Annotated in this window: 12 protein-coding genes; 8 read left to right on the forward strand and 4 right to left on the reverse strand. The window is 50.5% G+C overall.

Annotated elements, in window-relative coordinates:
- Window positions 1-48: 48 nt before the first annotated feature.
- Window positions 49-1,557, reverse strand: a complete 1,509-nt coding sequence (locus ACJJIM_RS18700; protein ID WP_444911714.1) for an aldehyde dehydrogenase — start codon at window positions 1,555-1,557, stop codon at window positions 49-51.
- Between the two features lie 84 nt (window positions 1,558-1,641).
- Window positions 1,642-2,304, reverse strand: coding sequence for a fumarylacetoacetate hydrolase family protein (locus ACJJIM_RS18705; RefSeq protein ID WP_413663648.1), 663 nt, complete (start codon window positions 2,302-2,304; stop codon window positions 1,642-1,644).
- A gap of 150 nt (window positions 2,305-2,454) precedes the next feature.
- Between ACJJIM_RS18705 and serA the strand changes: the two genes are divergently transcribed.
- The 8 genes from serA to ACJJIM_RS18745 all read left to right on the forward strand — a co-directional run bounded on the left by serA (window position 2,455) and on the right by ACJJIM_RS18745 (window position 10,235).
- Window positions 2,455-3,702 (forward strand): phosphoglycerate dehydrogenase, encoded by a 1,248-nt coding sequence (serA, locus tag ACJJIM_RS18710; RefSeq protein WP_413663649.1) that lies wholly within the window; start codon window positions 2,455-2,457, stop codon window positions 3,700-3,702.
- A 200-nt stretch (window positions 3,703-3,902) separates the two neighbouring features.
- Complete coding sequence (gene rarD, locus ACJJIM_RS18715) at window positions 3,903-4,811, forward strand: EamA family transporter RarD (protein WP_108734831.1); 909 nt, start codon at window positions 3,903-3,905, stop codon at window positions 4,809-4,811.
- Window positions 4,812-4,862: 51 nt separating this feature from the next.
- Window positions 4,863-5,939, forward strand: coding sequence for a sensor histidine kinase (locus tag ACJJIM_RS18720; RefSeq protein ID WP_444911715.1), 1,077 nt, complete (start codon window positions 4,863-4,865; stop codon window positions 5,937-5,939).
- Window positions 5,936-6,718 carry a LytR/AlgR family response regulator transcription factor gene (locus tag ACJJIM_RS18725; protein WP_444911716.1) on the forward strand — a complete coding sequence of 261 codons (783 nt, stop codon included), beginning with the start codon at window positions 5,936-5,938 and terminating at the stop codon, window positions 6,716-6,718. Before ACJJIM_RS18720 ends, ACJJIM_RS18725 begins: the two co-directional genes overlap by 4 nt.
- A 138-nt stretch (window positions 6,719-6,856) precedes the next feature.
- A complete protein-coding gene (locus ACJJIM_RS18730; protein ID WP_444911717.1) occupies window positions 6,857-7,306 on the forward strand; it encodes a cupin domain-containing protein in 450 nt (149 codons plus the stop codon).
- 147 nt (window positions 7,307-7,453) lie between these two features.
- Entirely contained in the window at window positions 7,454-8,626 is a 1,173-nt protein-coding gene (locus ACJJIM_RS18735) for an MBL fold metallo-hydrolase (RefSeq protein ID WP_444911718.1), read from the forward strand.
- A gap of 440 nt (window positions 8,627-9,066) precedes the next feature.
- Window positions 9,067-9,798 carry a DUF4386 domain-containing protein gene (locus ACJJIM_RS18740; RefSeq protein ID WP_444911719.1) on the forward strand — a complete coding sequence of 244 codons (732 nt, stop codon included), beginning with the start codon at window positions 9,067-9,069 and terminating at the stop codon, window positions 9,796-9,798.
- Window positions 9,795-10,235 (forward strand): DUF6326 family protein, encoded by a 441-nt coding sequence (locus ACJJIM_RS18745; protein WP_413663655.1) that lies wholly within the window; start codon window positions 9,795-9,797, stop codon window positions 10,233-10,235. The genes ACJJIM_RS18740 and ACJJIM_RS18745 overlap by 4 nt, the downstream gene beginning before the upstream one ends.
- A 202-nt stretch (window positions 10,236-10,437) precedes the next feature.
- On the opposite strand, the gene ACJJIM_RS18750 is transcribed toward ACJJIM_RS18745, so the two are convergent.
- Together ACJJIM_RS18750 and fba are read right to left on the reverse strand one after the other, a co-directional pair.
- Window positions 10,438-11,421, reverse strand: a complete 984-nt coding sequence (locus ACJJIM_RS18750) for an alpha/beta hydrolase (protein WP_413663656.1) — start codon at window positions 11,419-11,421, stop codon at window positions 10,438-10,440.
- A gap of 114 nt (window positions 11,422-11,535) precedes the next feature.
- Window positions 11,536-12,600: a class II fructose-bisphosphate aldolase gene (fba, locus tag ACJJIM_RS18755; protein WP_282930878.1), complete on the reverse strand. Its 1,065-nt coding sequence runs from the start codon at window positions 12,598-12,600 to the stop codon at window positions 11,536-11,538.
- Window positions 12,601-12,652 lie beyond the last annotated feature (52 nt).

Below are 12,652 nucleotides of genomic sequence, written 5' to 3' on the forward strand. Positions count from 1 at the left end.
TGGGAAAAATGCATGAGGACCGGGAATCCGGCCCTCTAAGCTGAGAAGCTAACTCAAATCAATCCAGGTGGACTTGAGTTCACAATACTTATCCAGCGCGTGTAGCGACTTATCGCGGCCATTTCCAGACTGCTTAAAACCGCCAAATGGTACGGTGATATCACCGCCAAAATAGTTATTTACCCAAACAGAGCCGGCGTATATATCCCGGGCCATACGGTGTGCACGCCCCAGGTTATTGGTCCAGATACCCGCCGCCAGGCCGTAGATTGAGTCGTTGGCAATGGCGAGTGCTTCTTCCCCTGTCTCGAACTCGATAACAGACAGTACCGGGCCAAAGATTTCTTCACGGGCGATCGTCATGTCACCGGTGACACCGCGAAATACCGTTGGCTCATAGTAGTAACCGCCTGCTACTTCATCTACCGGTTTGCCGCCGCAAACCAATTGCGCACCCTGCTCCAGGCCCTTGGCCACGTAAAATTCAACCGTATCAAACTGGCTGCGATCGATCAGGGCACCCATACGGGTACTTGGGTTTTGCGGATGCCCAGGCTTAAAGCACTCTGCAGCTTTAGCCACCTTTTGAATAAATTCATCGGCAATAGATTTTTCTACCAACAGACGTGATCCGGCGGTGCAGGTCTCTCCCTGGTTGTAGAAAATGGCCAAAGCCGCCGCTTCGGCCGCCTTATCCAGATCTGCATCGGCAAATACAATATTCGGGCTTTTACCGCCGAGCTCAAGGAAAGTACGCTTGAGGTTGGACTGACCTGAGTATTCGGTCAGGGTTTTGCCTACTTCGGTGGAACCCGTAAAGGTCAGGCAATCGATATCCATATGCAGGCCCAAGGCCTTGCCCAAGCTACTTCCCGGCCCCGGTAGCACATTTAACACACCATCTGGCAGGCCCGCTTCCTTAGCCAGGCCCGCCAGCTTAATCGCGGTCAGCGGTGTGTTAGACGCGGGCTTCAGGATAACGCTGTTGCCGGTGGCCAGGGCCGGCCCCAGTTTCCAAGCGGTAGTGGATAAAGGGAAGTTCCAGGGCACAATGGCGGCCACCACCCCCAGGGGCATACGGGTAACCAAGCCCAGCTCACCGGGGCCGGTCGGGGCCACTTCATCGTAAATCTTGTCGATTGCTTCACCGCTCCAGCGAATCGTAGTGGCCGCTCCAGGGACATCCACGGCCATGGTATCGCCAATCGGCTTACCCGCATCGAGGCTCTCGAGCAGGGCAATTTCCACCAGGTTCTCTTCAATCAACTCTGCAAAGCGCACCATAATTTTTTTGCGCTGCATTGGCGGCATTTTCGACCAGACGCCAGACTCAAAGGTTTCCCGAGCCACCTTTACCACCAAGTCCGCGTCATTTGGACCGCAACTGGCAATTTGCGCCAGCTCTTCACCATTTGCGGGATTAAAAGTGGCGCGAGTTTCACCGGAGAGGGCATCGACATAGCTGCCATTGATAAAGGCACGGCCCTCGATCTTCAGTGAGGCCGCCAGAGCCTGCCATTCCTGCAGGTTTTGGGGGATATTATTTTTCGCTGACATGACACACCTCATTTAATTTGGAGATAGTTTTCCCGGTTATATCGAAAATGTGATCACAAATCAAAGGGCTGAAGTCATTCTAAACTAAGCCACCTGCGTTTCCACACGCAGCCAATCATCTTCCAACTGCATCGCCAGATTATCGCCGTGGTGTAATTCGCCCACTCCCGCCGGTGTGCCCGTCAAAACCACATCACCGGGTTCGAGCGTAAAGTAACTGCTGACATAGGCCACCAGATCGAGAATTGGTGTCAGCATATTTTCGGTTTTACCCTGCTGGCGCAGTTCACCGTTCAGCCATAGGGAATAGCTGAGCTTGTCCCAGTCCGGCAACCAATCGAGTTTCACAAAGGGAGAAAGAGGGCATGACTTATCGAACCCCTTGGCCTTTTCCCAAGGATGTCCCGCTTTTTTCAGCTTCGCTTGGAGGTCGCGCAAAGTTAAATCCAGGGAGAGGCCCAAGCCAGCAATGGCCCCGGGGACTTCTGCCACGTTGGCATTACTCAAGCGCTTACCAATCAACAGGGCAAGCTCACCTTCAAAGTGGCAACTACCGCGCCCCGCTGGTAAATGGATGGCGTCTGCCATAGGTACCGCGGCTGTTGCCGGCTTGATAAATAGCAGGGGTTCTTCTGGCACCGGATTATTTAACTCCGCCGCGTGGTCTGCGTAATTGCGCCCCACACAGACAACCTTCCCCAAACCAAACGGTACTTCACTGCCACAGGTAAATTGATGTTGGTACATAGATAAACAAGATAGTTAGGATAGAAATTTCGAATAAAGCCTTGGAGGCTGCATGTGCTATGATCGCGCCTTCGCCAAAATTGCGGCACCCCCGAAGAAGTGATCTAAGCACTTTGCACCTGTTATTCGCACTCAGTGAAGAGATAGTTTATGGCTCCGCACAGTTCCGATCAAAAGAAGTCCCTGCAAAAAGATAAAATCCGCATCCTGTTGCTGGAAGGCGTACACCAGTCCGCCGTCGACTTACTCAGCTCCCGAGGCTACACCAATGTGGAGTACCTCAAGACCTCCCTGCCTGAAGATCAATTGATCGAGAAAATTGCCGATGCGCACTTTATCGGTATTCGCTCGCGTACCCAGTTAACCCGCAAAGTGTTGGAACATGCGTCCAAACTGGTAGCTGTAGGCTGTTTTTGCATCGGCACCAATCAGGTGGATTTACAGGCGGCGACGGAATTGGGTATCGCGGTATTTAATGCGCCCTACTCCAACACTCGCAGCGTTGCCGAGCTGATTATTGCCGAAACTATTTTTATGCTGCGCGGTATTCCAGAGAAAAATGCTGTGTGTCATCGCGGCGGCTGGCAGAAGTCAGCGGTGGGCTCATATGAGGCCCGGGGCAAAACCCTGGGCATTATCGGCTACGGCGCTATCGGCTCCCAGGTTTCTGTTATGGCCGAAGCTATCGGGATGCGAGTCAGATTCTACGATGTGATTACCAAGTTGCCGCTGGGCAATGCCACCCAAGTAAACTCACTTCCGGAATTGTTGGCGGAATCCGATGTGGTCTCCCTGCACGTACCAGAGTTGCCTTCCACCAAAATGATGATGGGCGCCGAGCAGATCGCGCAGATGAAGCCCGGCAGTATTCTCCTCAACGCCTCTCGCGGCACTGTGGTAGATATTGATGCCCTGGCAGAAGCACTGAAGAGCAATCACCTGGCCGGTGCGGCAATCGATGTCTTCCCGGTTGAGCCCCGTGGCAACAGCGACGAATTCGTCTCTCCCCTACGCGGAATCGATAAGGCGCTGCTGACCCCTCACGTAGGTGGCTCCACTGTGGAGGCCCAGGAGAATATCGGTACAGAAGTATCGGAGAAACTCGCTCACTATTCCGATAACGGCACCACCACCAGCTCTGTGAACTTCCCAGAAGTGGCACTGCCCGGTCACCTGGATACCCACCGCCTGCTGCATATTCACAAGAATGTGCCCGGTGTACTGAGCGCCATCAACCAGGTGTTCTCAGAAAATGCCATCAATATCTCCGCACAGTTCCTGCAAACCAATGAAACAGTGGGCTATGTAGTGATCGATGTGGACGCAGAGTATTCTGATCTGGCACTGGAAAAATTGAAGAGTATCCCCGGCACCCTGCGCTGCCGCGTGCTTTTCTAAGTCTTTCGGTCGTTGGCGGGTACCCACAAATACCCGCCAATGACACGCCAATCGGAGCCTTCCTCGCGGTAAAAAAGATTGATCCCCCCCGGCCACCGCTTCTACAATGGCCAGACCTATTCTTTTGCTTCAGGCCCAGGTGACCACATCCACGTGCCACCCCTGAACCAAAGCCAGAGTTATCCACAGCAGGTGCTCCCTTGCGTAGTAATGATTCCGCCTCAACCGGCCTTCTCGCCGGGATTTCCGCCTTCCTCATTTGGGGGCTGGCGCCACTGTACTTCAATAAATTACAGGATATTCCCGCTGCGGAAATCCTTGCCCACCGCAGTATCTGGTCGCTGGTACTCGCTATTGGTATTCTGCTGATTGTACGCAAAATGCCGGACTTTCTAGCCACCCTGCGCGATGGCAAGAAGATGCGGATGCTGGCCCTGACCACGGTATTGATCGGCGGCAACTGGCTGGTGTTTATCTGGGCGATCAATAACGGCCATTTGCTCGAAGGCAGCCTGGGTTACTACATTAATCCACTGATCAATATTTTGCTGGGGGTCCTGTTCCTGGGTGAGAAACTGCGGCGACTGCAATGGATCGCTGTAGCGCTGGCCGCTACCGGCATTGCCTATGAGCTTTGGCAGTTTGGTCGCATACCGATCATTGCCCTGTTCCTGGCCTGCTCCTTTGCGCTATACGGTTTGGCCCGCAAGCAGGCCCCTGTGGAAAGCCTTACCGGCCTCGCAGTAGAAACTCTCTTTATATTGCCAGTGGCCGTGATCTACCTGTTTTGGAGCGACAGCCCCACCAGCAACTTGCTGAACAACAGCCTGGAGTTAAACAGCTTACTGCTCTTTGCCGGCCCCATTACCCTGGTTCCCCTGCTGCTGTTTACGATCGCCGCGCGCAGGCTCAACTTATCTACACTGGGCTTCCTGCAATACATCGGCCCCACACTGATGCTGGTGGTCGCCACCCAGGTATTGGGCGAGTCTTTCAGCGAAGAAAAGCTCACCACCTTTATGTTTGTCTGGCTGGGTCTAGCACTCTACTCTGTCGATGCGTTGGCACAGCGGAGAAAGCTGCATCTACAAGGTAAGGCAGCGCTTTAACGGTAAGACCTGTGTAAGAATGGCCACCTAAATTAACCGAAGGCGGCCATCATGAATTACTCGCCGACAGCCAACCCACCTCAAGTGCGACTGCTACCCAGCAGGCAGCGGTCGCTGACTGTTTTGCTCGCTACGCTGCTTTGGACCCTGCTACTCAGCTTCGGCTGGAAAGGTACTTATACAGAGCTCCTACTGCAAACCAGCACAGCTGCCATATCAGCACTGGTTACTTTTTGCCTGTTCGAGCAATGGCCGCGCAACTTGCCTCAACGATTACCTCGCTGGGTAATACAGGTGGTGGGTGTGGCAATCTCTATTCCACTATCGCTGCTAATCCTGTCTCCTGCCTTGACAGAACCGGAGGCACTTCCACTTTGGCAGGACCACAGCCGACACTGGAGTTTTCTCCTGATAGCGGTGACCGGCATGTTATTCGGGCCCTGGCTCGCTATGTCTGCGCTGTTGCGCCAGCGGGATATTGCTGTACGAGAGCAGGCGCAACTTTTTGAACGGCAGCGGGGTGCCCTGGAGCACCAAGCGCTCAATGCGCGGCTGCGTTTATTGCAATCCCAGGTGGCCCCACACTTCTTATTTAATACACTCGCCAATGTACAAGAGCTGGTAGAGTCTTCATCCCCTCAGGCACCCGCACTACTGAACAACCTGATTGCCTACCTGCGCGCCGCAGTACCGAAACTTGAGTCGGAGCAAAGTACCGTCGAGCAAGAGCTAACTCTGGTGCAGGCTTACCTGGGCCTGATGCAAATGCGTATGCCGGATCGCCTGGAATTTTCTATCAACGCTGATGACGAGGTGCGAAGTCAGTCTTGCCTGCCCATGTCTCTGATGTCACTGGTTGAAAATGCCGTCCGCCATGGCATAGACCCCAGTGAGGAAGGGGGACGTATTGATATTGAAATAAAGCTGGAACAGGGCCTCTGTATTGCCACCGTCACCGATAGCGGTATCGGCATCCAGGACAATTCCAACAGTCTCGGGACAGGGTTGGCAACTTTGAGAGAGCGGCTACAACTGACCTATGGCGATAGTGCAGGCTTGCGTTTGATCGACCAACAGCCCACAGGTCTTTGTGCCGAATTGCTATTCCCTGCCGAGGAGCAAATATGAGTGCCACGCCCACCACCGCCCTAGTAGCTGACGACGAACCACTGCTGCGCCAGTCTTTGGTCCGCAAACTCAAAAGTGTTTGGCCGGAGCTGAAGGTTGTTGCGGAGGCCCGCAATGGTCGTGAAGCCGTAGAACTATTTGAAGAAAAGCAGCCCGATATCTGTTTTCTGGATATCCATATGCCGGGTAAGTCCGGCATTGAGGCAGCCCAGAGTATCGGGCGTCGGGCCCATTTAGTTTTCGTTACCGCATACGACAACTACGCCGTGGAAGCTTTTAGGCAGGGTGCACTGGACTACCTGGTAAAACCGGTAGAGATTGAGCGGCTCGCCGATACCGCCGAGCGGCTTAGGGAAAGGCTCAGCAGTTGCAAACCCGTCAATCATCAACAGGAGTTGTTCGAGCAATTAGCGAGACAGCTTCAATCCAAGGGAGACAAACCATACCTGCGCTGGATTCGCGCTTCCATAGGCCAGCAATTGCGGATGATACCGGTAGAAGATGTGCACTATTTGCGTTCAGATGAGAAGTATACCCTGGTAGCCTGGAGCGAATCCGGCAACAACAATCTGGAGGCCTGTATTCGCACACCATTAAAGGATCTAACCCACCAACTTGACCCCGAACTCTTTGCCCAGGTTCATCGCTCTGTTGTCGTCAATTTAAAGGCCGTCCGCCACGTAATAAGGGACGGAGATACCGCTCGAATTACCCTGCTAAATAGGGAGGAAATACTCCCCGTAAGCCGGCGTTACCTGCATCTATTCCGCCAAATGTAATCAGTTTGTCAGTAGGGGGCATTTAAAAGCCAATTTTTTCTCCGATGTAGGTCCGTAGAGATTTTCCCGAATTTATTGGACAGCATTAATTCTTGAACGAGAATTACATAAATCTCCATAAGATTGCCGGAAAGTTCAATGAGCCGCCACTTCCTTTTCCTTGCCATTCTGACACTTGCATTTATCTCGGAAAATATATTTGGCCAGGACAAAACCAACGACGTAAAGCTTGAAACACTAGTTTCCTCTACAAAGGACTGGGAAGGACATTCCCTACCAAAAGTGAAACCGGGGCAACCGGAATTAACGATTTTTAGCGTTACTATTCCGGTGGGTGAACAGATGCCCGTACACAAGCATCCAGTGCTAAATGGTGTTTATGTAGCAGAGGGCACTTTAACCATTGTACTCCCAGGACAGAAGGAAACGCTTACTCTGGGGGCAGGTAAGGCATTTATCGAAGTTACCGATAAATGGCATTATGGGCGCAATGATGGTGATACTCCGGTAACTATTATTCTCTTTTACTCGGGCCTGGAAGGACAGCCAACCACCATCTATAAAAATCCTGATGACAAACTAAGTTAATAGCAGCCTAAATCCTGATACTTTACAAGACATGAGTCCACGTCATCTACAGACTTGACCAAAATTTTTAATCATCTTTTTGTACGTTTAAAAATGTCTGCATATCCTTGGTATGTATTTTCCGCACCGACTGGAATCTATAAAACCATGCGACTGATCGTTGATATGTTTGCCACTCTTGCCCTCGGGGTGTTCTTTGCGATTTCAAGCCTGGCCGAGCAGCCTGAATCTCTGAAGCGTTACCCACCTTATGTGGAAGATGATGGCAAAATGCACATCTACTTTTGTGGAACTGGCACGCCAGATCCAGCCTATCAATACTTGCGCCATCCCGCCTGCGTTGCTATTCGCAGCAGTGGGAAACTATTCCTCGTCGATGCCGGCGAAGGAGCTACAGCAAGAATTGGCCAGCTCGGCCTTAATCTCGCCCAGCTGGACCCCATTTTTATTACCCACTGGCACTCGGATCACTTTGGTGGTTTGGCCATGGTGATCAACGAGTCCTGGTTTGTTGGTGCCGACTCGCCTATTAATGTCTACGGACCCTACGGCATCCATCGCATTTTGGATGGAATTAACAAGAGTTTTGGGCCGGACATCCTTTTTCGATCGGCAAATAGGCAGGGAATTCTCGATCCAGTCCTAGCGGTCGCCACTCCCCACCTAGTGAATATTGCCGGGGATCAAAGCGAGGTCGTACAAGATGTGTGGCACCACAGGGATACCTATGTCTCTGTGTTTGCCGTACATCACGAACCGGTTTTTCCCGCATTTGGTTACGAGATACGTTTTGGCCCCTGTAAAGTCATCATTACTGGTGATACCCATGTTTTCGATGCGCTAGAGCCAATTGAACGGGATGCCGATCTACTGATTTCTGAGGCTCTCAGCTATGCCCAATACATCAGCAAGCTGAAGCAAACCGGGGATAACCGTCGCGCTCGTTTGCGATATGAGAAGGCAAATCAAATTATCCACTACCATTCCAATACTCTGGACATTGCCAAGATGGCAACCAAAGCGGGAGTAAAATCGGTTGCCTTAACACACCTAATACCACCCCCCGTTACTGAAGCTGACAAGATCGGCTTTATTAAGGGAATGCGTAAATTCTACTCGGGCCCAATTCGGGTAATGGATGACCTGGATGAAATTGTGCTATCGGACAATGGACAGGGTACCTGTAAGGTTGAATACCCTACTAACAAAGTTCCCACAAGTGCAAAACAGACTTCGGAGAAAAGTGATAAACCCCGCAAGAAGCCAGCCTCCACACCGAGTCCCTCCGAATCCAAGAAAGCCAGTCAACAACCCGATTAACAGCAGGCTAAACAGTGTGAGCCGCATACAGTTGGCGGCTCACAAATCTTCTGGATGGCCATACCATCCCAAATCACTTATCTCACTATTCCGCACTTCAAACCATGCTTTCCGCAGCCCATGCCTAGCTGGGTAGCGCACAACTCAATATTCCAATAGGTTTCTTTGCATACAGTGACTCTAAAGAGACCACCATGGTGTCAATAGCTAGTACCCCACACCCAATAGTCTCAGTACCGTTAGCGATACAGAATCTTTACCTCTATTCACAACGGAACAACACCATAAGTACGTCTTTGCTGACCATATTCTTCTTATGAAATTCCAGCTGATTACCGTGGTTGGAATTTCATCGCAGTCCCCTTTATATGGGTACCGCGACTAGGACCTAACCGACTATTGGCTCTCTATCTGTCAATTTGATTTTACAAGGATATAAAATGACTCAAAAAGAATATGCCAGACTTTCTGGGCTTATTTATTTACTTACTATATTGTTGGGAATATTTTCTTTAGTATATGTGCCTTCTAAAATTCCCACAGCGTGGGAAAATGCATCATTAACAGCGCAAAACATCCTGGAATATGAATTTCTATATAGATTAGGAATTTTAGGCGGGATACTTCTCTATATACTATTTTCAATACTGCCACTAGCTTTATATCGCACACTTGCACCTGTAAATAGAGGATGTGCGTTGTTAATGGTTATTTTTGCTCTCACCAGTATTCCATTTACTCTACTCAATATAGTTAACAAAGTTGATGCTCTCACACTTCTTAGCGGAGCAGAATATCTCCTAACTTTTGAAAAAGAACAAATTTATACCCAGGTATTATTGTTATTAAAATCGTACAGCAACGGAATCCAAATAATCCACGTTCTCTGGGGATTATGGTTACTTCCTTTCGGATACCTGGTCTACAAATCAAACTTACTACCAAAAATACTGGGCATACTGTTAATGGCAGGATGCCTTAGCTATTTAGTAAGGTTCTGCGCAAATTTACTTTTCCCTGAATATCAAATCCCCGCTTTTATTAGAGTACCCGCCTCTCTAGGGGAAATCGGAACCTGTCTATGGTTACTAATTATGGGCATTAGAACTCCACCAACTATTACCGAATCAAATCAAAAGTTATCTACCAGTAAGATCGAGGGAATGTCATGAACGATAAAGACAACTTAAAGAGCACATCGACCAAGCTCACTGACAGTCATATAGATGTTAAGATTAAAATAGCCGGGCTATGGGCTTCAGTAGTACTACTTTACATCTATGGGGATTTCTTTGGGCTATTTAGGACAGGAAAAATAGATAGAATAATTGAGGGGTTCGGGCCATTTGGAGCGGTCACACAAGAGTCACTACTTACTGTATCAATCATTGTGTCACTCCCCTGTATTATGGTTGCCCTTACTTTATTACTTAAACCATCTATCTCTCGCTGGATAAATATTATTACATCCTCAGCTTTCATTATTTTCTTATTTGTAACATTTTTAATGTCCACCTGGTATTTCTACTTCTATCTGGGATTTATCGAGATTATTCTAAAACTAGCTATTATTTGGCTGGCTTGGCGCTGGCCTCATGAGGAGTATTAATAGAGTTTTTGACCAAAGGAGAAGGAAAGAACATATTGTACTTGGGCACCGCCGCATAAGGCATGGATGGCGTCTTCGACCTTATCGGGGAAATTTACAGAGCGTTCATTTCTTCTAACTAAGTAGATTCGCTAAGGCTTTCCGAGTGAAAAGTGCAGGTCAAAACTCTGCGAGTTGAGCGATACAAGTTATCGCTCACAGCCTATTTGGTTAACCACTCATCCATCGCCGCTAATATTTGATGGCGATAAGGTTGGGTTTCGTTAATCATCTGGTGCCGAGCGCCGCGTATCAATACCCGGTGGCAATTGGGAAAACGATTCCGAACAGCATGAAGACCATAACGCCAATCAACGGTTTTATCATCCGTTCCCTGAACCAAAAGGATCGGGCGCGGGTTGCGTGCCGTGCGGGGAAATGTCTGCAACCAATCCACCATCGCCCTGAGCCAGCTCATAGAGATTGATTGAGATTGAAGGGGGTCCCTGAGTGCCTGACGTCGAGAAAACTCCACATCGTGGGTATTAATCGTAAAGGCCCGGCCGGGTTCGCGGATAAACAGGCGGCCCACATAATATTTCCAGCGATTTAGCCAGGCCCAGTTTGACGGCCTTACCAAGGGAGCCAACAAAAAGACCTTATCCAGAGGCTGCCAGCGGCTGTATTGCAGATGGGCCAGTAGTGCAGCGCCACCGGTGCTCTGGCCCATTGCATGCCAGGGCCCGGGCAACTTATTTCGCGCAATTTCCAACAGTCCATCAAACGCCTGGCGGTATTGCAGGAAAGTATGGATAGCAACACGCTCACCACTGGATAAACCATGTCCGGGGAAATCAAAAATCACTACATTGAGGTCCCGCTCCAAGCCAAAGCGGATTGCCGGGCCATAAATACCCGTATGATCAAAATAGCCGTGGCAAATAAACAAGGTGCCCTTGGGTTTCTCGACCATCCAATACTGTGAAACCAGTTCAAATCCGGCAACTTTAAAAGTGCCTACCCCGGTCTTATGGGCTCGGGGAAAATGCAAATCGTAAAAATTACGATAATCCCGCAGCTCTTTGCACAGAGGGGTTTCGTCAGCGCCGAAATCCAGTTCAGGCAACTTCTGACGCAATGCAGAGTAGTCCGGGCGCTTTATTACCGGGCTATTATCGTAGGTGCTGAGGTCTTGCAAAGTATCCATTAGTGCAATGGTACTGCATTTTGGCGGTAGGGGTAGTGATATCGTAGCGGGAAAGACAACCTGAAAAGAAAAAGGTGGGCATAGAGCCCACCTCTTCGCAACAGTGGAAGACTGTTACTTGATTTGCGGCTCCAGCTCACCGGCAGCGTAGCGTTCGCTCATAACATCGAGGCTAACAGGGCGAATCTTGCTGGCATTACCAGCAGTGCCAAACGCCTCATAACGAGCGATACAGATTTCCTTCATCGCCTGCATAGCGGCTTTGTAGAACTTGCGCGGGTCAAACTCGGATGGGTTCTGAGCCAGGAAGCGACGTGTGGCACCAGTCGAGGCCAAGCGCAGGTCGGTATCGATATTGACCTTGCGCACACCGTACTTGATACCTTCACAGATCTGCTCAACAGGAACGCCGTAGGTTTCCGGGATCTCACCACCAAACTCATTGATTACAGCCAGCCACTCCTGGGGTACAGAAGAGGAACCGTGCATTACCAGGTGGGTGCCTGGAATACGAGCGTGAATCTCTTTGATACGATCGATGGCCAGGATGTCCCCAGTGGGCGGACGAGTAAACTTGTAAGCACCGTGGCTGGTACCACAGGCAATTGCCAGGGCATCCACCTTGGTCTTCTGTACGAAGTCAGCGGCCTCTTCCGGATCGGTCAGCAGCTGGTCGTGGGACAGCTTGCCCTCAGCGCCAACACCGTCTTCCTCTCCAGCCATACCGGTTTCCAGGGAACCCAGGCAGCCCAGCTCACCTTCAACAGAAACACCACAGGCGTGGGCCATATCCACCGCGCGCTTGGTGACATCTACATTGTACTCGTAAGAAGCCGGGGTCTTGCCGTCTTCCTCAAGGGAGCCGTCCATCATCACTGAACTAAAGCCCAGTTGGATAGAGCGCTGGCAAACGGCGGGGCTGGTGCCGTGATCCTGGTGCATAACTACCGGGATCTCAGGGAACTCCTCAATAGCCGCAAGGATAAGGTGGCGCAGGAAGGGAGCGCCGGCGTACTTGCGGGCGCCCGCAGAAGCTTGAACGATTACTGGAGAATCGGTCTCTTTGGCCGCTTCCATAATCGCACGCATCTGCTCTAGATTGTTTACATTAAATGCGGGTACACCGTAGCCATGCTCTGCGGCATGGTCCAACATTTGGCGCAGGCTGATAAGAGCCATAATTAATTCCTTTCTCGTCTACTCGTAGTATTTGTATTTTTGCTTTTATGAC

Source organism: Microbulbifer maximicatervae (SeqCode) (assembly GCF_052467615.1).

Bases quoted from the DNA above. Each gene is read 5' to 3' on its own strand.
- ACJJIM_RS18725 (WP_444911716.1), top strand. From the start codon at position 5,936: ATGAGTGCCACGCCCACCACCGCCCTAGTAGCTGACGACGAACCACTG.
- ACJJIM_RS18730 (WP_444911717.1), top strand. From the start codon at position 6,857: ATGAGCCGCCACTTCCTTTTCCTTGCCATTCTGACACTTGCATTTATC.
- ACJJIM_RS18720 (WP_444911715.1), top strand. From the start codon at position 4,863: ATGAATTACTCGCCGACAGCCAACCCACCTCAAGTGCGACTGCTACCC.
- fba (WP_282930878.1), bottom strand. From the start codon at position 12,600: ATGGCTCTTATCAGCCTGCGCCAAATGTTGGACCATGCCGCAGAGCAT.
- serA (WP_413663649.1), top strand. From the start codon at position 2,455: ATGGCTCCGCACAGTTCCGATCAAAAGAAGTCCCTGCAAAAAGATAAA.
- ACJJIM_RS18705 (WP_413663648.1), bottom strand. From the start codon at position 2,304: ATGTACCAACATCAATTTACCTGTGGCAGTGAAGTACCGTTTGGTTTG.
- ACJJIM_RS18740 (WP_444911719.1), top strand. From the start codon at position 9,067: ATGACTCAAAAAGAATATGCCAGACTTTCTGGGCTTATTTATTTACTT.
- ACJJIM_RS18700 (WP_444911714.1), bottom strand. From the start codon at position 1,557: ATGTCAGCGAAAAATAATATCCCCCAAAACCTGCAGGAATGGCAGGCT.
- ACJJIM_RS18735 (WP_444911718.1), top strand. From the start codon at position 7,454: ATGCGACTGATCGTTGATATGTTTGCCACTCTTGCCCTCGGGGTGTTC.
- ACJJIM_RS18750 (WP_413663656.1), bottom strand. From the start codon at position 11,421: ATGGATACTTTGCAAGACCTCAGCACCTACGATAATAGCCCGGTAATA.
- ACJJIM_RS18745 (WP_413663655.1), top strand. From the start codon at position 9,795: ATGAACGATAAAGACAACTTAAAGAGCACATCGACCAAGCTCACTGAC.